Below are 18,758 nucleotides of genomic sequence, written 5' to 3'. Positions count from 1 at the left end.
CATATCCATGCCTATTGGGCTTCAGTTTTTAAGGGCTTATCTAATGGCACATTATAGAGGCGTAGCGCTTCTTTCATGACGTTATGGAATACGGGGGCTGCGGTCAGACCAGCATAATGAAGCCCTCTAGGGTCTTCTACTAAGATGACACCGACCAGTCTTGGGTTTGATGCTGGCGCCATGCCAGCAAAGACGTTGCGATATTGGTCAGTATAGTAACCACCTGCTGGGTTGATACGGCGCGACGTACCCGTCTTACCTGCCACGCGATAACCATCAATGGCCGCCGCTTTTGCAGTACCACCAGGCTCTGTGACGCTCTCTAACATCTGTACAATCGACATGGCTTGTTCGTGCGCCATGATGCGTTTGCTTGGCTGCACTTTGTCACTCTTAACCAAGGTCAAAGGATGCATGACCCCGCCTGCTGCCAATGCCGAATAAGCCTGCGCCACCTGCGCTACAGTCGCCTCCATACCATAACCATAACTGATCGTTGCACGACGTGAGGTCTCTTTTTCTTCCGGTGTAACCACAAGCCCACTGCCTTCCGCTGGGAACTTTAACGGTGTCTTTGAACCAAAGCCAAATTGCTTTTGCATATTGGTAATGGCATCAGCGGGTAAAGATAAGGCAATCTTGGTCGAGGCCACGTTACTTGATTTTTGTAGGAGTGTGGCAAGATTGATGGTGCCCAAATTATTATGGTCACGAATGGTATAACCACGTACACGAATTGAACCCGGATTGGTATCAATTAGAGTAGTCGATGTGTATTTGCCCGAATCTAGCGCGGCAGCAACGGTAAATGGCTTCATGACTGAACCCGGTTCAAATACATCAAGGAGCGCACGGTTACGCTGGTTTTCACCAGTCATCTCATTTAGATTATTTGAGTTAAATGATGGCCATGTCGACAATGCCAACACTTCACCAGTCTGCACATCAACGACCATGCCAGTTGACCAGCGGGCTTGTTGCAAGCGCCCTACTTTCTCTAGCTCTTTGTAAAGCAAATACTGTAAACGTGAATCAATCGTCAACGCCACGTCTTTGCCAGGTATTTCTGGCTCAACCTGTTTGATTTCTTTTAGGCTGTTTTGTTTGGCGTCTTTAAGTACCAACACCTTACCATCATCACCTGCCAGATCTTCTTCAAATTGGCGCTCGATACCGGCGCGTCCCTCATAGCCACCTTCAGGATCGTTGGCATTTTGCCCCATAAAACCCAACAGCTGCGAGTTCGGTTGGGGCTGCGGATAATAACGCTGAAAGAAGTTTTTTTCGTACACACCAGGGAAGTCAAGCGAGCTGACGCCTTGAGCTATCTCAGGCGTCACTTTATTCAGTAGTGGCAAATAATGCGAGCCTGCGCCCGATGGTAGTGCTGCTTTTACCGCCGCTTCATCGGTGACATCAATACTATCGTCGACAGCAGTAACCTTTTTTAATTCACTGACCGGAATATTCGCTGCCGCTGCCAGTCGAGTCAGATCCATATTATCCAGTCGCTTTTGCATGCGTGCTTGTAGCTGTGGACTATTAGGATTGGTGATTTTAATGCGTTTAAGCTCGTAGTATTCGCGTGAATAATCATGCGGACTAAAGGAGACAGTCGCAAGCGGTGCACTAACGGCTAATGGTAGATTATTGCGATCGGTAATCATACCGCGGTAGGACTTTTGCGTCCGTACGCTGGTGATGAGCTCGTTACCTTTATCTTGATAAAATTGCGCGTTGGCCACTTGGATATAATAGGCACGTCCTATTAGTAGCGCCAGTACAACAAGCGCCATGCCCCAAACAGTACGGAATCGGTTTTTATCGTACTCAAAGCCGCCACGAGATGATGCACCAGTAGCCCTATTAAACACCATTTTTTTACGGTTTTTGACACTGGTATACGCGCCTTGATCTTCATTTTTTTTGAGGCGACCAAAGAGTTTGGCTTTGCGAGTGTCTGAGGACTTGCTGTCAGTTTGTCCTGATTTGGCCGCACTAGCAGGACGCAAAGGCTTGGTCACTTTACCGCTGGCAGGTTTTTTACTGGTATTTTTTGCGGTTGTTTTACCGCGATTGGTATTTGGCTTTTTATCACTCATTGTCCTGCCTCCGCAAGGTTGGCGTCGGTCACAGGAGCGTCCGTTTCGATTACGTCTGAATCATTGACTCTAATCATCTCTGCGCTAGACGGCTGGGCTGGTGCCAATGCAACGGCAGCACCCGGCTGAATGATGAGCTTATCTGTGAGGGCTGGTGAAAACATGCCAAGCTCAGCAACAGCACGACTGGCTATTTGCGGGGTCGCACTAAAGGTTTGCTGTTCAATTAAGAGGCGCTGGTGTTCAATTTTCAGCTTACGTTCTTGTTTTTTCATGTCTTGCAAGGTTCTATAATCCTGATGATATTGCTGCACTTCCTCAGCGGTTTTGATACCGCTCCAGACGATAGCCGCTGCCAATAGCAATAACACGGCGACATAAATACTGACCACATTAAAGCGGCGCACGAATAGCTCGCCAACGTCAGTGGTATTGGCTGTAGCGGCGCGACGGTTTGCTGGTTTGTCAGATATTGCCATGACGATCTCAAAAAAGTAAACTTCAAATATAAAAGAGCAGCAACTGTCTGCAGGTAATAACAATCTCATCCCTGCTCAGTACCATCAAGAAAAATACAACCAAACATGCTGTGCAATGATAGCCATAAAAACCTGCCATGATTGACGTTTATTCTAAAACCAACTGTCATCTATGCTAAGAACTAATCGTCATCGCCAAATTAGCTCATATATAAACAAAAAAGTAACTGCTGAGCCTAGCAGATAATATTTACAGCTTTTTAACAGTTGCGTAAATATTAAGACATTTAGTCACATTCACTCACCAGAATACTAGAGCATGCCATCGACAGGTTTTATTGCTTTAGCGTTTGCTGATAATCGGTATCCGTACGTGTCGCTAATCGCAACCATGCACTACGCGAGCGCGGATTATGACTGACCTCAGCTTTACTAGGGCCAACACGTTTGGGCTTGCTAAAATACCGTGGACGATTTGGCGGCATTGGCAGATTTTCGTCTTCTGGATATTGCCCTTTGCTATGACGCTGCAAAAACTGCTTAATGCGGCGATCTTCTAACGAATGAAAGCTGATGACTGCCAACTGACCGCCTGACTTTAATATAGGAATACTTTGTTCTAAAAAGTCATCGACATCGCCCAGCTCATTGTTAATAAAAATACGCATGGCTTGAAAGCTTTGTGTGGCTGGATGCTTGCCGCGCTGCCAGTTAGGATGCGCCACTTTTATCACTTCTGCCAGCTCAAGCGTGGACTTGTAACTTTCCATCTGCTTAATCGCACGCGCAATACGGCGACTGTGACGCTCTTCACCAAACTCATAAAGCACATTGGCCAAGGTTTCATCGTCAACTTTTTCTAACCACTCAGCGACCGACTGGCCACGACTGGTATCCATACGCATGTCCACCGCACCGTCGCGCATAAAGCTAAAGCCACGGCTACCATCATCAATTTGCGGTGAGGAAATACCCAAATCCGCCATCAAGCCATCAACTTGCACGATACCCATAGCAGCCAGACTGTCCGTCAATGTCGCAAAGCTGTCATGAACCACTTTTACGCGACTGTCGGTAGTTGCCAATTCACGAGCAACGGCAATAGCGGTCGGGTCTTTATCAAAGACGATCAACGTGGCATCATCAGCAAGTTGACTCAATAGTAGCCTGCTATGACCACCGCGACCAAAGGTTGCGTCGACGTAGATGCCACTTATTTGCAAGCTATTTTGACGGTCACTGCTTTGTTCGTCACTGCCTGTGTGCTTGGGCAGCCCATTAACACCAAGCACAGCGGCGACGGCTTCTTGCAGTAGCACAGCATCGTGAACGAAACTTAATTCATCTGACACCTTATCGCCTTGATTAGGGTCTTGAACAGAAGTGTCTTCCATAGCAGATGGGCTAAGCACTGACTCAGGGCTATCAGTAGCAGCAGAAGGACTGGCGTTAACATTTGGCGTTAGATTAGATTTAGATTTTGATAATGACACAAACAACTCAGTAGATGACGACCATAATGGCCAGTAATAGTAAAAAATCGGATGAAAATAAACAAGTTATGCCTTGTCTAACATTATTATCGCAAGGATACGCTGGTAGTCAAGCGCTAGAAGGGCTTTTCATTAAAAATATCACATCTCTCTGTTATACTAGCGCTATATTTTACGCTATTTTTCAACATTGACGGCTATTGTTTCATCCGTATTTTTTCAAAATTTTGATTCATATTTGTCCTTACCCTCTTTCACTGCCTTATTTCATTAACAACAACATTCTGAGATTCCTATGACGCAAACATCGACCCAAAAACCAACCCAAGCACCAACGCGCCCTGTGCGCACTCGTATCGCACCCTCACCAACTGGCTTTCCACACGTAGGTACTGCTTATATTGCGCTATTCAATTTGGCTTTTGCTAAAGCCCATGGCGGCGAATTTATTTTACGTATTGAAGACACCGATCAGACACGTTCAACTGAGCAATCAGAGCAAATGATTTTGGACGCCTTACGTTGGGTAGGACTTGATTGGGCAGAAGGCCCAGATATTGGCGGCCCACATGCGCCTTATCGTCAAAGCGAGCGTAGCGACATCTATACCAAACACGCCGAGATGCTAATAGATAAAGATCATGCATTTCGTTGTTTTTGTACCAGCGAAGAGCTAGATACCATGCGTGCCGAGCAAATGGCCAATGGCGAAACCCCACGTTATGATGGTCGCTGTGCCCATTTAGCCGCAGAAAAAACCGCGCAATTGGTAAGCGAGGGCAAACCGCATGTGATTCGTATGCGTGTGCCTACCGAAGGTATCTGTCAAGTACATGACATGCTACGCGGTACGGTTGAGATTCCTTGGACACAAGTCGATATGCAAGTATTGCTAAAAACCGACGGCATGCCAACGTATCATCTAGCCAACGTCGTTGATGACCATTTGATGGACATCAGCCATGTGTTGCGTGGTGAAGAGTGGCTCAACTCTGCGCCTAAACATCAGCTGCTTTATGAGTATTTTGGTTGGGAGATGCCAGTCCTTTGCCACATGCCATTACTGCGTAACCCAGACAAATCAAAACTGTCTAAGCGTAAAAATCCAACCTCTATCACCTACTATCGTGATGCGGGTGTGCTCCCTGAAGCGTTGCTAAACTATCTCGGTCGTATGGGCTACTCGATGCCTGACGAAGCAGAACAATTTACCTTAGAAGAAATGATTGCCAGCTTTGACATTCAACGTGTGTCGCTTGGCGGCCCTATTTTCGATATCGAAAAGCTCAACTGGCTCAATTCTGAATGGCTACGCGCACTCACGCCAGAAGAGCTAAAAAATAAAATCCTTGAATGGGCAAGCAACAGTGACAAGCTAACCGCTATCGCAGCGGCGATTCAGCCACGTATTGAACTACTGTCTGATGCCGTTAATTGGAGTGGTTTCTACTTCCAAAACCTACCTGCTATCAATGCTGAAAGCTTTACGCATAAGTCGCTCACACCTGAGCAAATCATGGAGATGCTACAGCTGTCATTATGGCAGCTAGAAGTCTTGCCTACTTGGTCAGAAGAAAACATCTACGCCACGCTAAAAGGTCTTGCCGCTCACCTCGATATTAAGATGCGTGACTTTATGGCACCGTTCTTTATCGCTATCGCTGGTAGCACGTCATCAACGCCGGTCATGAACTCTATGGCGATTATCGGTGCTGATATGACGCTGACACGCTTGCGTCATGCCGTTGACGTGCTGGGCGGCTTAGGTAAAAAGAAACTCAAAAAACTAGAGAAACAAGCAGCAGAATTGCCAGACTTTTTGGCTGCTGAATAGCTTAGCTACTGAGTAATAAATTAGCTGAAATTTTTGGATTTGAAAGGGTCAGGCCAGTTCTGACCCTTTTTCATTCTTAGTCAGCATTACTATAGTCGCTACTAAATAAATAGATACATGACATTATAATGCGTGACTGGTATAAATTTTTCTTGCTTGCTGTGCCTACGCAGACAGAGGCGACAAAAAATTTATATCAGTCACGCTGTCTCTTTTTTATATTGACCTGACTATACCCTTCTACTGTCAAAACTCTTAATTGGAACTAAACATGGCCGCCAAAACTGTCACGATAGAAAGTAAAGATTATGTCTTTAACACGCTCAAAGAAGCGCAGAAATACTATGATGCCATCGTAAAAGAGCTTTATGATGCAAAACTTACCCTGACAAAGGGTCAGGACTTTGATGACTTAAAGTGGATATACACCACTTACTGTGGTTATACCAATCATAATGTCGATCGATTAAAAAAATCTGACATCGTTGGCTTTAAAGGAATTAGTACAGTACAACAAAAAGGTGGACAATATATCCCCACAGAATGCAGTGCCATTATTTTTTCAGATGGCACCGAAGAAGAATTCTTCACCGATAAAGCCATCAAAGAGATCGCTCTCAAGCAAAATCCACGCTAATTTGGGCTTGTTAAGCAGCTAAAATCGCTTTAACCACGTTTTTTCGCATATTTATGCATTATTTTTGAAATAGTGGTTGACAAGAAGGCTGCTGTTACCTAAAATACGCACACTCTTAGCGAGGGGCTATAGCTCAGTTGGTAGAGCACTTGCATGGCATGCAAGGGGTCAACGGTTCGACTCCGTTTAGCTCCACCATACTATTTAAGACAAAGCTCAGTTTACTGACACTTTAGAATAAATACTCGCTAGTAGGACGATATCAGCACCTAGGCAAGGCTTGCTCTATTATTAATAGATAAGCACTCTGATATTGTGAAGTACCGTTGTAACCACTGGTTATAACACTCTATGCGTCCCCATCGTCTAGAGGCCTAGGACACCGCCCTTTCACGGCGGTAACGGGGGTTCGAATCCCCCTGGGGACGCCACTATACGGCGTCACTTGTTAGCACTTTTGCTTAGCACCTTTAAGCATCAGGTTAGACTAATAAGCGAACAATAAAAAATCCCAGTCATCATACGGTGACTGGGATTTTTTATGTCTATAATTTTTATAATGGCTTATTGCAACTCACTTCAACGCTCAATCACCGCTTGAGACTTTATCAGACAAACTACTGGTCTGTCCGATGAAATCGTTTACGACTTGACCAAGCCTTTTAACGACAAGTTTAATGATAGATAAGTGCCAAACAAAATCACGACTGAGCCAATGATAGCGCCGATATCCAATGCTTCACCAAGCAACACATAACCAAAAAATATCGCAAAAATGGGAATAACCAGCGTAATACTGGTCGCACGCATCGGGCCAATATTTTTGATCAACTGGTTCATAAAGATAAGCGCAATGGCGGTCGAAAACACCCCGATACAAATCACCGATACCCAAGCTTGCAGGCTAATACTTGCGCCATAAGGGAATTTATATACAGCAATTGGCATCATCACCACGCTTGCGATGATTAGTGAGCCTGCCGTAATAGCAATCGGTGAGATGTCATACAGATAGTTTCTAGTGATGTTTGCCCCTATCGCATAGCCAACACAGGCAAATAGCGCATAACCCATCGGTAACAACGCTGAGCCTAAATCCGTCCCCAAGCCCTGCCCTTGCGCACCAAACAAGTTCTCACTCATCAAAATAATCACCCCAACAAGGCCAATCACCAACCCTAGCGTTTGCCGCTTAGTCAGTCTTTCCTTAAAGAACGTACTGGCAATAAAACCGCTCATCATTGGCACAGAAGCATTAAGTACCGCCAATACCCCAGCGTTTACGGTCTGCGCTGAAAAGGAAAATAGCACAAAGGGAATCGCAGCGGAGAACAAACCAACGACGGTCAGCATTTTGTAGCTTTCTTTAATACCTTTGCGATTTTTTGCGCTGATTAACACAAAAACAAGCATGGTTAAGCCAGCAAATACCACACGCAGGCTGGCAAATGCCAACGAGCCAAACTCAGGGACACCCACCCGATAAAATATAAATGAGAGCGACCACATAAAGGAAAGTGCAAAAAAGGTAATAAGGTCGCGTCTGGTCATGGTGTACTCAATTTGGCTGGCTATTTATTTAGCGGTGTTAAATGGGTTGGTTAAGTCATAAAAAATATTGTGATCATAACGTTTTAATGGCTTCAGAAATGCTGTTTTATGTGTTTTTGCGAGATTCATACAAGCAAATAGGTACAATTTATTGGGTTTGAATAAGACGAAAATTTGAATGTAGCGAGGGTTTGTAATGATTGAGATAACTTGGTTTGAGCGAGGTTGATTTTGCGGATATCGGACGTGATAGGATTTGATGAAAGATGGGTGTTCTTGCTAATTCAACTTAAGCTCACTACTATCTATCCTATAAAATATATAAACACTCTATATAGTCGGTTCAGTATAATTTGGATACAAGGAAGGCGAGTGAAAGTACTACAAGTAGTAGACTAAGCAAGCTTGACACCGTATCCAATTTATAGAGGATTGACTATAACATAGGGATGTCTAGAACTATCAAAGGGAGGTGATTACGATGTTCGGTATTGAAAATTATTTGGGATTTATTTTGGCGGCTATTCTGTTAAACCTAACCCCAGGCACGGACAGTATGTACATCATCACCCGTAGTATGGCGCAAGGGCAAACAGCAGGGCTTTATTCTGTGTTGGGCATCACCTCAGGCATTTTGGTACATACGTTATTGGCGGCGCTCGGGTTATCAGTGTTGCTTGCCAACTCTCCTACGGCATTTATGCTCGTCAAATATATTGGGGCCAGTTACTTGTGCTATTTAGGCTTTAAGATGCTAACGAGCAAAAGCTCGAACTCAATAGCGAACAGTTTGTCCAAAGATCAGCACGTTACTATTCAAAAGGATGTCGATGGCTGGAAAATCTATAAGCAAGGCGTATTAACCAATGTGTTTAATCCAAAGGTCGCCTTGTTCTTCTTGGCATTTTTCCCGCAGTTTATTGACTCCAGTTATGCTTATGGCATGCTGTCATTTTTAATGTTAGGACTGACTTTTGCTGTGACTGGTTTTGTTTGGTGCTTGTGTTTGGCGTTATTGGCTGCACGATTTAGCTCACGCCTGCGGGAAAACCCCTCTATTGAAACGATGTTAAATAGAATCAGTGGTGTGGTGTTTATCGGGCTGGGAATTAGGCTGTTGACTGAGAAAGGTTGAAGCAATGGGAATAAACGGTAGAGGATGGGTTAGTTTCGTAAGTAAAGCTTAGAAAAATAGTACAAAGAAAAGTAACCCAACATTTTTAATGTTAAAACTCAACTTTTTTTTAAAAATTTCACGATTTGTATTTAGACAACCTATAGAGTAAAAATATGATTACAGAAAGCTCACCACTGCTAAATCTTCCAGTAAATATGCATCCCAAACAAGCTGTTTTTATTGATGGGATGCGACATGCTATAGAAATCATTGAAATGGCATATAGTAGGATGTGTGACTCATTAACCAAACTATCTTTTGAAAGCTCTAATGGGAAAAATACGACAGGATTTACACACATTTTTCTTGATGTTTGGGCATTCATTGATACAGCAGATCGTTTCAGGTCTTTGTGGGTGTTGCAACCAAATTCTCATACTCTGCCTAAAGAATTTTCTAAAAATGAAATAAACTCCAAACTACAAAACATTAGAGATATTAGAAATGTTTCGGCTCATATCGCACAGAAAGCTGACCAAATTGTAGCTTTGAATTCATCTGTTCTTGGTTCAGTTAGTTGGTTTACTGTAGCAAGCGGATCTCCACTTAAAATAAAAACTCATTTTATACGTCCTGGGATAATGAGAGGAACGATTACAGAAAACCTAGCACAATCTAATGGCATGGTTAACTTTGTTAATGGAAGTGGCGGTATTTCAATAACTGCAGGCAAGCACGCCGCTAACTTATCTGATGCGTATAATTTAATTTACTCAATCGTGCAGTTTTCAGAGAAAGTACTAGCAAGAGAAATCCCGAAGCCTTCTATAGAAAATACGATACCAAGAGATATGTTTGGTTCCGCTGATATCGATGTAGAGAGTCTTTGAATTTTTGCTACCAATGATTGGTAGCAAAAGTCTTGAATGAACTATTAACAGTTATCTTAAAGTGCAGATTAATCCTAATAATAACAGTACCTTGGTAAGGTAAAAAGCATACAGCGACTTGATCAAGAATAGTCGCTTAGACAATAAAACAATATTAGCCAAGACTACCAGAAAATTACAGATTTTCCTTGCGTTAGAAAAACTGTCTCACATACTTACTTATTCCTTCTCACCCAATAAAAAAGCCCAATCCCTATTTTACTGGGATTGGGCTTTTTGTCATGCTAAGTCTAACCAGTCATTAAGCAGCGTCTTTATTCTCAGCCGCCAATTGACGTAGCACATAGTGCAACACGCCGCCATGACGCACGTATTCGCGCTCTTTTGGCGTTTGTAGACCGACGTTTACCTCAAAGGTTTCGGCCGACCCATCAGCACGAGTGGCGGTGACTTTGGCGGTTTTGCTTTCACCATTATCGAGACCACTAATGCTGATCACTTCTGAACCATCGAGCTTGTAAGTCTCAGCGTTTTCACCTTCTTTAAAGGTCAATGGCAACACGCCCATGCCGACTAGGTTTGAGCGGTGAATACGTTCAAACGAGCTGGTTAGTACCGCTTTTACGCCGAGCAAAATAGTACCTTTAGCTGCCCAGTCACGGCTAGAGCCAGAACCATACTCCGCGCCGCCAAGGACGACTAAGGGACGCTTGTCTTCTTTATACTTCATCGCCGCATCATAGACGGCCATTTCTTCACCGTCTTGTAGCGTGGCGCTGTCGCCCTTGAAATAATACGTATAGCCGCCTTCTTTACCACCCATCATCGTGTTCTTGATACGGATATTAGCGAAAGTACCTCGAGTCATGACCGCATCATTACCACGGCGTGAGCCATAGCTATTGAAGTCGGCTTGCATCACACCGCGCTCTTGCAAGTATTTGCCTGCTGGCGAGTCAGGATCGATATTACCCGCTGGTGAGATGTGATCGGTCGTGATTGAATCACCGAACAGACCTAAGATGCGTGCGCCTTCGATATCACGGATACCGTCTGGTTCCATGGTCATACCATCAAAGAACGGTGGGTTTTTAATATATGTCGAGCCTTCATCCCATGGATACAGCTGGCTATCGGCTGAGCTAATGGCGTTCCAAGCAGCACTACCGTCAAACACTTCGCCATAGTTTTTGCGGAACATTTCAGCGTCGATATTGTTGGCAATCAGCTCATTGATCTCTTCTGATGTTGGCCAGATGTCTTTTAGGAACACATCATTGCCATCTTGGTCTTGACCTAGCGGATGGGTAGTCATATCGATATCGACCGTACCAGCGAGTGCATAAGCGACGACCAATGGCGGTGACGCCAAGTAGCTTGCTTTCACATGCGAGTGGATACGACCTTCAAAGTTACGGTTACCAGACAGTACAGCCGCAGCGACCAAGTCATTTTCTTCAATACCTTTCTCGATAGATTCGAGAAGCGGGCCTGAGTTACCGATACAAGTCGTACAACCATAACCGACTAAGTAAAAGCCCGTTTTTTCTAGCTCATCCATCAATTTGGTTTTTTCTAGGTAATCAGTGACGACTTTAGAACCAGGTGCTAGTGAGGTTTTTACCCAAGGCTTAGCTTTGAGACCTTTGGCAGCAGCTTTTTTCGCTACCAACCCAGCACCAATCATCACCGCAGGGTTTGAGGTGTTGGTACAAGAGGTGATCGCTGCGATAACCACGGAACCATCACGCAGCTTATGATCACGATCATCAATTTTTACTGTGGAGAACACCCCATTGGCAGGCTGATATCCATCATTTTGATTATTATTGACCTTTGGCTGCGCTGCTAAGGCCTCAGCTTGCTCTTGCTCACCGCCTTCTTGGTCAAAGCGTACTTTACCTTCGACTTCTGACTTGCGGTCTTTAGTCATTTTTTCTAAGGTTTCACCAAATTTTTCATGCATATCAGATAAGTTGATACGCTGTTGTGGCAAGTTAGGACCAGCAAGCGCAGGCTGTACTGAGGACAAGTCTAAATGCAAGTTGCTTGAATAGGTCGCTGCTGGGGTGTCGGCATCGTGCCACATGCCTTGTGCTTTGGCATATTTTTCAACCAGCTCAATTTGAGCTTCGTCACGACCTGATAAGCGCAGATAATCAATCGCCATTTGGTCAATAGGGAAGATACCGCAAGTCGCACCATATTCTGGTGACATATTAGCAATCGTTGCACGATCGGCGAGCGGCATACTGTGTAGGCCTTCACCGTAGAATTCGACGAACTTGCCAACCACACCATGGGCACGTAGCATCTCAACCACACGCAATACCAAATCTGTAGCGGTCACGCCTTCGGTTAATTTACCAGTCATCTCAAAACCAACGACTTGTGGAATCAGCATCGATGATGGCTGACCAAGCATGGCAGCTTCTGCTTCAATACCGCCCACGCCCCAACCAAGCACACCGATACCATTAATCATCGTAGTATGACTGTCAGTACCAAACACCGTATCAGGATAAGCGGTTAATTCTCCATCTACGTCAGCAGCCATCACCACACGTGCTAAGTACTCAAGGTTGACTTGATGGACAATACCAGTCGCTGGCGGTACGACAACGAAGTTTTCAAAGGCGTTACGACCCCAATGCAAGAACTCATAGCGCTCATTATTACGCTTAAATTCGATCTTTTCGTTCAAATCTAGCGCATCTTCGCGACCATAAGCATCGACTTGCACGGAGTGATCAACGACCAATTCACTAGGGATAAACGGGTTGATTTGCTCGGCTTTACCGCCCAGCTCAACCACCGCATCACGCATGGCGGCCAAATCGACGACCGATGGTACACCAGTGAAATCCTGCAAGACGACGCGAGCAGGCATAAAGGCGATTTCTTTTGAAGCTTCAGCACCTGCGTCCCAATTGGCAACCGCTTCGATGTGGTTTTTACCGACAGATTGACCGTCGTCTTCATTACGCAGTAGGTTTTCTAATACGACTTTCATGCAATATGGCAGTTTACTGATATTGCTATAAGTTTTGGTCAGCTCAGGCAGGCTGTAGTAGGCATGTTCCTTGCCATCGACCGACAGGGTGTCTTTTACGTCAAAGATATCACTCATGGTAGCTTCCTTATCTACTGGGTAGATTGTTATGAATTTATTGTTATAACTGGTGGCTAGATGGATTTGCTATAAAGGTATTCGTTTGAAAAAGGCTTAAATGAATTTTGTATTTTCATAGTTGGAATTTCGAAGAAAAATCATTAGACCTTGCGTCGTTCATAACGACTCTCCTTTACCATAACAAATCTAGAGCGCTTTGTTAACGCCTAGACGTAGTCAAATCGTGGCACAATCGTAAACGCAATAGCAGCTTAGCGGTTTATAAATAAGGTGTTCAATGATTTTTCACTTTTTGCTTTTGCGGCGACCATGACGGAACACATAAGGGTCTTCATAAAAGCTCATATCGGCATTTTCTGCCCAAAAATGCGGCACGCCCAAAATAGGTAAAGGGGCAAGCTGACGCGGTGTGACGTTATCTTGTGACAACAATTTATCCATATATTGAGCAATTTTGCTGTCTAAATAGACCATGCGTGCGGACAACGATAAACTAAAAAAATCCTGCGACACATCAATAACGATACTGTGGGCGCATAAAGGTTTGCGCGGTCGTATTAATTGCTCCAGCAGTGCATGACCAAAAATATAAACCGCAGTCTGAGACTGACGATTCAGTTGCTGTGGATTGTCCCAGCTATTACGTGACTCTACCAAACTTGCTTGCCAATTAAAATCAATCAGCGCCTCGCCAATAAATGGTTCAGACGTCACTAGCACTGCCCCATTTTCATCAAATACGGTGATGGTATCGCGGACGCGTCCTCTACTAGCGCCAATTCCCTGATGGGCAATCTCCGCCATATGATAATAATTGAGCAGTGCTTTAGTCTTCGGAAAGGTCAGCCAAATGCTACCGTTGAATAAATCATGCAAGTTGTCACGCGTCGGGATATTCCCCGTCGTAGCGATAAAGCTCTCGTACGCCTCGCCTTCTGGCAACGCATGCTGTGAGACAAAGTTTAGCGTATGCGCTTGAGTATTTTGCGTGGGCTTGGTGGTCGGTAGCTGGCTTTGCAAATGCTCACTTTTCTGGTTTAACGCTTCGTTTAAAACCTTAGCAATCACGTTAAACCGACTCTTTGGTTCGTCTCCGTTAGAGCCTTCAGCTTTATGAGAGCCTTCAGCATTGTCAAAGCCTTCAGCATTTGCCCCACTGAGCTGAGCGATGGCGTTACTGATATAATCCAATTGGTGTAAATGAGCCAACCACGGCGCTTGCCAATCGATTTCAGCAAAGCTTTTATCAAGGCTGCCGTCGCGTGTAGACAGGCTTTTAATAGGCACATCAGAATGGAGTGTGGTGGATAAATCAATGACGGTCATGGGGCGGATCTCTAGTAGACGTAGGGCTTGTCTATGGTATCATAGAGCGCTTTTTTGCTGCGAGATAGGCAGCTTTAAGCACCCTTTTTAGCGATATTTTATGGCAAATCTTTATGGCAAATTTTAATACCCACTTAAATGTCGCATTCATGGCCAGTGGTACGCTGAGTTTGACGGTTTATAAAGCGGGATTGATTGATGATTCAGGGTTTTTGATGTGCGTGGCGCTCGGTACCATCGGTGGGCTGCTGCCTGATTTGGATTCTGACAATTCGACACCGATTAAGCTGGGTTTTAATATCACCTCGTTTATCTTTGCCTTTGGTCTGGTGATGCATTGGCGTAGTGATCTGAGCTTATTGGCGCTAATAGCTTTATGGCTAGCTGGCTACGGTTTTATGCGTTACGTGGTTTTTCATATCTTTACCACCATGACCGTACATCGCGGCGTCATGCATTCTGTACCCTATATGGCGATACTGGGTCTGGGGCTAACCTACCTAAGCTACAGCGTGCTACAACTTCCACTGACGGCCAGCTGGTTTTACGGTTTGTTTTTATTCAGTGGCGCAATGGTACATTTGGCATTAGATGAGCTATATAGCGTTAATTTATCAAATATGAAAATGAAGCGCTCATCGGGTACGGCGATGAAGTTTTATCAGCATAAAGATAAATGGTGGTATCTGCTGCTGTATGTCATCCTTGCGCTCTTGATCTACTTTGCGCCACCTTTCGATGAATTTTGGCAGCAACTACGTGACCCAGCACCTTGGGCAAAGCTGAAAATCGGTCTATGGCCAGAATTGATAAAAAGCTGGCTAAATTAAAATTTATAAAACTGTTAAAAAATGAATATCAACTCGAGTAAATAATGTCGATGTCTCTACAAACCTGCCCTTGCCAAGTCAATCCAATATCACAATCTTTGAGCTCACCGCTACTTTATAAAGATTGCTGTCAGCCTTATCATGACAGTTTATTGAGCGAAGAAGCTGATAAGACAGATGGCGTAAAAGCGGGCTCTGCTGAGCGTCTCATGCGGTCGCGTTATAGTGCGTTTGTATTGGTCAAGCCAGAATATATCGTTAAGACCTTGCTACCTGTACAGCAAAACTTGCTAGATGTTCAGGCGATTGAGTCTTGGGCAAAAGAGACAGATTGGGCAGGATTAGAAATCGTAGCGCATACACCAAAACTTGGTAAACGCCATGCGCAGGTTGAGTTTAAGGCTTATTTCAAGACAAATGAGGATTTGCAAGCACATCATGAGTTGTCTGCCTTTGTGAAGGTGACAGACAAAATCAATAATGATGAGCGTTGGTATTTTTTAGATCCTACGGTCGAGATGACTGTCAGCCAAAAGCAGCCGTGTATTTGCGGCTCTGGTGAAAAGTTTAAGAGGTGTTGTGGGGGTTATTTAGGGTAATGATTAGCTCTCGCCTTTAAGTATTACCCTTTTAAATTCGTTAGCTGTTTTGAAAGACGAGATTTGGTTATAAACTATGTATGTAGCTACGACAAATAGAGAAAGTTGAACACTACCGATAATCCAATTTACTTTTATTCCCAAAATGCATATATTTATATTGAGATCAACAACTCCTAGAAGGATATAGTTAGCAATTATTAATCCGACAAATAGGAGAACGTTTGATATTAATTCATTTTTTAAATCGATGAAACTATCTACTACATTTGAATAGGCTTCTAAATCTTCTAATTTCTTCTTTTCAGAAATATCTCGTATAACAGTATCTAAGTAATTCGAAAAAGCGATAGATGTAGCACCGAAGACCGTTAATATAGCAAAATAGCCTTCAAACAATCTCGAAAATACTGGCAAAACACTTCCACTAGTAAAAGTGATTAATACTAATACTATAATAAAAGTGATTAAAAAGATTGTTATTAACTTTTGCATTAATCATGTCTACGCTTGATAAAATCTAGTATCCTATCTGTTAGCTTTGTTGCTACCCTACTTTGTACGTTATCGTAATCTTGCACCTCTTGCACATCAAGCTCATATTGGCTATTTAGTAAAACTTCATTTACATTCTTATGCACAGGAAGTTCAATAGTTTCTGTCAACGAAGCACTTGAAATTATTTTTCTAACACCGTTATCATTGACTTTAAGTTTCCATTCACCCTCGCCTTCTTCGATATACTCTACATAATCTTCAGTAGGTAGTTCAGGGATTTTTAAATTTCCAGACTCACTTTTCATCTTAATTTCTGTTTTATCTTGAGAATACAAGCTATGCAATGCTTCTAAAGCACTTCTAGCCTTTTTGTTAGTTTCTAAAATATTAGGAGAAATCAAGATCAAGTTAAGTTCGTAAATTCTATTGTATTTATTAACGGCATGCCAAAATTCGCCTTTAACAGGTATAGGTTCAACAAAAACCCTATAATTATAGTTTAATAGAATTGGATCAAATAATCCTTTCTGTAGCTTCTTAGCAATATACTTTACATCTCCAAATTTAGAGCTTTTTTGAACAAAAATTAATTGTTCAACTGTATCGAATATTACTATAACTGGAATCCAATCGTCTTCTACGCTATTAACAATATCGCCTGGAATCTTCTCACCAACATTTGTTTTCTTTAATCTAGCTAACTTTCCTATAAGAATACTTGATCGCTTATTTGTTTCTTTGCTGTCCCTTCTAATAGAATCACTAAACCCTACAAAACTAAACTTTACGTTTTTATCCATCCACTCTCTATCATCTGTAACTGCTACTTTAATGGCATCCCCTTTAATTGTAGGTAACTTGACGGGAATTAAAGTTTCTTGCTTTTCTTCCACTAAAGAGTATCTAAAAACGTAAAACGTACTTTCACTAGTTCTCATATCTTTCTCTACAAAAAGTTAACCCCTAAACACTCGCTCCAACCGCTCGTGCCACCGCAATACCTTCATCAATAGTCAAAAATTTGCGCTGGCTTGGGCTGTCTTTAAACAGGATCTCGCCGTCTTGGAAGATGAGACATTCATTGACCGCTAGCTGTTGCCATTTTTCATTTTCAGTGAGTGGAACGGTCACTAAAATAGTGACTTTATCTTGATCCGTCGTCACATCACCAAAGTTAATTGCCAAATCATCATCTGACAGTTTGGCTTCCCCAAAAGGTGCTTGGCGCGTGAGATAAAACAATAAGCTACCAGCATAAGCCAATTGCCATCGACCATTCGATATTAGACAATTAAATAGACCGTTGGCGGATAAATAACGACATTGAGTAGTCAAAAAATTAAACAGCGTTTGATCATCGGGACGCGACTTAAAGCTACTTTTTAGACGATTAACTAAATAGCAAAATGCCATCTCAGAATCTGTATTGCCGACGGGCTGGCAATGTGAGGCGTTACCGTTGTCTTGCAAGCGCTGACAGCGTTTGATAAATTCGCTATTCATCTGTCCATTATGCGCAAACACCCACTGCTCACCCCAGACTTCACGGACGAATGGATGAGTATTCGCCAAGCAATTTTGCCCTTGAGTCGCTTTACGGATATGCGCAATGACGTTCATGGCTTTGATTGGATAGTTGTTAACTAGGTCGGCGACTGGTGACAGATGGCTTGGTCGGTTGTCATGGAACAAGCGCAGTCCCGTTGAGGCATTTGCCGACTCATCACGCTTAGAGCTGTCATCATTGGCACACTCGCTACGCTCAAAAAATGCAATGCCAAAGCCATCTTCATGACTGTCCGTCATGCCGCCGCGCTTGCGAAAGCCAGCAAAGCTAAAACCAATATCCGTCGGGGTATTACAGTTCATTCCTAGGAGTTGACACATTTATGCGTTACCGCCTTTATTAAATTGGTTATCTGCTGAGCTTTGATTAACCGGACTACCTGACACAATACCAAGTTCTATATCACTCATACTAGCCAACAAATCTGCTCCAGTATTGTCGTCGCTTTCAACACCATCTAGGATACGCTGCGCTTGTGCCAAATCCGTGTTTTCTACCCACAGGACGACACCAGAATTCATCCCTGGAATGGCACTTAGCGGTTGCAAGGACACGGTAATGCCATTGTTACGCAGCAGATTGGCATGCAGCTCGCCTTGCATATTGGTGTCGTAGCGTGCCAGTTTGTGCCAGTTATCAACTTGATCGGTCATGGGGTCGCCTCTAAGGTTTCGGTACTAAAATTGGTACTAGAATAAATGC

At 43.6% G+C, this 18,758-nt stretch carries 16 protein-coding genes and 2 tRNA genes; 8 read left to right on the top strand and 10 right to left on the bottom strand.

The features are described 5' to 3' along the window. Positions 1–11: 11 nt before the first annotated feature. The 3 genes from RH96_RS09990 to rsmH all read right to left on the bottom strand — a co-directional run bounded on the left by RH96_RS09990 (position 12) and on the right by rsmH (position 3,975). Positions 12–2,102 carry a peptidoglycan D,D-transpeptidase FtsI family protein gene (locus tag RH96_RS09990; RefSeq protein ID WP_010200545.1) on the bottom strand — a complete coding sequence of 697 codons (2,091 nt, stop codon included), beginning with the start codon at positions 2,100–2,102 and terminating at the stop codon, positions 12–14. Then, positions 2,099–2,581, bottom strand: coding sequence for a cell division protein FtsL (locus RH96_RS09985; RefSeq protein WP_026037271.1), 483 nt, complete (start codon positions 2,579–2,581; stop codon positions 2,099–2,101). The genes RH96_RS09990 and RH96_RS09985 overlap by 4 nt, the downstream gene beginning before the upstream one ends. Positions 2,582–2,916: 335 nt before the next feature. After that, a complete protein-coding gene (gene rsmH, locus RH96_RS09980) occupies positions 2,917–3,975 on the bottom strand; it encodes a 16S rRNA (cytosine(1402)-N(4))-methyltransferase RsmH (RefSeq protein WP_081501594.1) in 1,059 nt (352 codons plus the stop codon). A 394-nt stretch (positions 3,976–4,369) separates the two neighbouring features. Between rsmH and gltX the strand changes: the two genes are divergently transcribed. The 4 genes from gltX (at position 4,370) to RH96_RS09960 (ending at position 6,976) form a co-directional block, all read left to right on the top strand. Then, a complete protein-coding gene (gene gltX, locus RH96_RS09975) occupies positions 4,370–5,908 on the top strand; it encodes a glutamate--tRNA ligase (RefSeq protein WP_010200542.1) in 1,539 nt (512 codons plus the stop codon). 271 nt (positions 5,909–6,179) lie between these two features. Continuing rightward, on the top strand, positions 6,180–6,545 hold the full coding sequence (locus RH96_RS09970; protein ID WP_010200541.1) for a hypothetical protein: 366 nt from the start codon (positions 6,180–6,182) through the stop codon (positions 6,543–6,545). A gap of 122 nt (positions 6,546–6,667) precedes the next feature. Further along, a tRNA-Ala gene (locus tag RH96_RS09965) sits at positions 6,668–6,743 on the top strand. A 157-nt stretch (positions 6,744–6,900) separates the two neighbouring features. Next, positions 6,901–6,976 (top strand) — tRNA-Glu (locus RH96_RS09960). A gap of 211 nt (positions 6,977–7,187) precedes the next feature. Here the strand turns inward: RH96_RS09960 and RH96_RS09955 are convergent. Beyond that, positions 7,188–8,096 carry a DMT family transporter gene (locus RH96_RS09955; RefSeq protein WP_010200540.1) on the bottom strand — a complete coding sequence of 303 codons (909 nt, stop codon included), beginning with the start codon at positions 8,094–8,096 and terminating at the stop codon, positions 7,188–7,190. A gap of 481 nt (positions 8,097–8,577) precedes the next feature. On the opposite strand from RH96_RS09955, the gene RH96_RS09950 reads away from it, so the two are divergent. Together RH96_RS09950 and RH96_RS09945 are read left to right on the top strand one after the other, a co-directional pair. Beyond that, positions 8,578–9,231: a LysE family translocator gene (locus RH96_RS09950; protein ID WP_010200539.1), complete on the top strand. Its 654-nt coding sequence runs from the start codon at positions 8,578–8,580 to the stop codon at positions 9,229–9,231. A gap of 155 nt (positions 9,232–9,386) precedes the next feature. Beyond that, positions 9,387–10,103 (top strand): hypothetical protein, encoded by a 717-nt coding sequence (locus RH96_RS09945; protein WP_010200538.1) that lies wholly within the window; start codon positions 9,387–9,389, stop codon positions 10,101–10,103. A gap of 301 nt (positions 10,104–10,404) precedes the next feature. Here the strand turns inward: RH96_RS09945 and acnA are convergent, their stop codons facing one another. Further along, positions 10,405–13,233: an aconitate hydratase AcnA gene (acnA, locus tag RH96_RS09940; RefSeq protein ID WP_010200537.1), complete on the bottom strand. Its 2,829-nt coding sequence runs from the start codon at positions 13,231–13,233 to the stop codon at positions 10,405–10,407. 288 nt (positions 13,234–13,521) lie between these two features. Beyond that, complete coding sequence (locus tag RH96_RS09935; RefSeq protein WP_010200536.1) at positions 13,522–14,562, bottom strand: DUF3025 domain-containing protein; 1,041 nt, start codon at positions 14,560–14,562, stop codon at positions 13,522–13,524. A 113-nt stretch (positions 14,563–14,675) separates the two neighbouring features. On the opposite strand from RH96_RS09935, the gene RH96_RS09930 reads away from it, so the two are divergent. Together RH96_RS09930 and RH96_RS09925 are read left to right on the top strand one after the other, a co-directional pair. Next, on the top strand, positions 14,676–15,392 hold the full coding sequence (locus tag RH96_RS09930) for a metal-dependent hydrolase (protein WP_010200535.1): 717 nt from the start codon (positions 14,676–14,678) through the stop codon (positions 15,390–15,392). 50 nt (positions 15,393–15,442) lie between these two features. After that, positions 15,443–15,991, top strand: coding sequence for a YchJ family protein (locus RH96_RS09925; protein WP_010200534.1), 549 nt, complete (start codon positions 15,443–15,445; stop codon positions 15,989–15,991). Positions 15,992–15,994: 3 nt separating this feature from the next. Here the strand turns inward: RH96_RS09925 and RH96_RS09920 are convergent, their stop codons facing one another. Genes RH96_RS09920 through RH96_RS15260 form a run of 4 tightly spaced genes read right to left on the bottom strand, consistent with a single transcriptional unit; the run spans position 15,995 to position 18,709 of the window. Further along, entirely contained in the window at positions 15,995–16,486 is a 492-nt protein-coding gene (locus RH96_RS09920) for a hypothetical protein (RefSeq protein WP_010200533.1), read from the bottom strand. Next, complete coding sequence (locus tag RH96_RS09915; protein ID WP_010200532.1) at positions 16,486–17,427, bottom strand: hypothetical protein; 942 nt, start codon at positions 17,425–17,427, stop codon at positions 16,486–16,488. The genes RH96_RS09920 and RH96_RS09915 overlap by 1 nt, the downstream gene beginning before the upstream one ends. A gap of 25 nt (positions 17,428–17,452) precedes the next feature. Further along, the gene (locus RH96_RS09910) at positions 17,453–18,376 is read right to left on the bottom strand and encodes a class II glutamine amidotransferase (RefSeq protein ID WP_010200531.1); all 924 of its coding nucleotides are present in this window, start codon (positions 18,374–18,376) and stop codon (positions 17,453–17,455) included. Continuing rightward, positions 18,377–18,709, bottom strand: a complete 333-nt coding sequence (locus tag RH96_RS15260; protein WP_010200530.1) for a hypothetical protein — start codon at positions 18,707–18,709, stop codon at positions 18,377–18,379. It lies immediately after the preceding gene. Positions 18,710–18,758: the final 49 nt, after the last annotated feature.

This window comes from Psychrobacter sp. PAMC 21119 (genome assembly GCF_000247495.1).
GTDB lineage: Bacteria > Pseudomonadota > Gammaproteobacteria > Pseudomonadales > Moraxellaceae > Psychrobacter > Psychrobacter glaciei.
The sequence above is the reverse complement of the archived record's forward strand: the minus strand, read 5'-3'. Positions and strand labels throughout refer to the sequence as shown.

Excerpts from the sequence above, each read along its gene's own strand:
- RH96_RS09990 (WP_010200545.1), bottom strand. The coding sequence starts at position 2,102 with ATGAGTGATAAAAAGCCAAATACCAATCGCGGTAAAACAACCGCAAAA.
- RH96_RS09985 (WP_026037271.1), bottom strand. The coding sequence starts at position 2,581 with ATGGCAATATCTGACAAACCAGCAAACCGTCGCGCCGCTACAGCCAAT.
- rsmH (WP_081501594.1), bottom strand. The coding sequence starts at position 3,975 with ATGGAAGACACTTCTGTTCAAGACCCTAATCAAGGCGATAAGGTGTCA.
- gltX (WP_010200542.1), top strand. The coding sequence starts at position 4,370 with ATGACGCAAACATCGACCCAAAAACCAACCCAAGCACCAACGCGCCCT.
- RH96_RS09970 (WP_010200541.1), top strand. The coding sequence starts at position 6,180 with ATGGCCGCCAAAACTGTCACGATAGAAAGTAAAGATTATGTCTTTAAC.
- RH96_RS09955 (WP_010200540.1), bottom strand. The coding sequence starts at position 8,096 with ATGACCAGACGCGACCTTATTACCTTTTTTGCACTTTCCTTTATGTGG.
- RH96_RS09950 (WP_010200539.1), top strand. The coding sequence starts at position 8,578 with ATGTTCGGTATTGAAAATTATTTGGGATTTATTTTGGCGGCTATTCTG.
- RH96_RS09945 (WP_010200538.1), top strand. The coding sequence starts at position 9,387 with ATGATTACAGAAAGCTCACCACTGCTAAATCTTCCAGTAAATATGCAT.
- acnA (WP_010200537.1), bottom strand. The coding sequence starts at position 13,233 with ATGAGTGATATCTTTGACGTAAAAGACACCCTGTCGGTCGATGGCAAG.
- RH96_RS09935 (WP_010200536.1), bottom strand. The coding sequence starts at position 14,562 with ATGACCGTCATTGATTTATCCACCACACTCCATTCTGATGTGCCTATT.
- RH96_RS09930 (WP_010200535.1), top strand. The coding sequence starts at position 14,676 with ATGGCAAATTTTAATACCCACTTAAATGTCGCATTCATGGCCAGTGGT.
- RH96_RS09925 (WP_010200534.1), top strand. The coding sequence starts at position 15,443 with ATGTCTCTACAAACCTGCCCTTGCCAAGTCAATCCAATATCACAATCT.
- RH96_RS09920 (WP_010200533.1), bottom strand. The coding sequence starts at position 16,486 with ATGCAAAAGTTAATAACAATCTTTTTAATCACTTTTATTATAGTATTA.
- RH96_RS09915 (WP_010200532.1), bottom strand. The coding sequence starts at position 17,427 with ATGAGAACTAGTGAAAGTACGTTTTACGTTTTTAGATACTCTTTAGTG.
- RH96_RS09910 (WP_010200531.1), bottom strand. The coding sequence starts at position 18,376 with ATGTGTCAACTCCTAGGAATGAACTGTAATACCCCGACGGATATTGGT.
- RH96_RS15260 (WP_010200530.1), bottom strand. The coding sequence starts at position 18,709 with ATGACCGATCAAGTTGATAACTGGCACAAACTGGCACGCTACGACACC.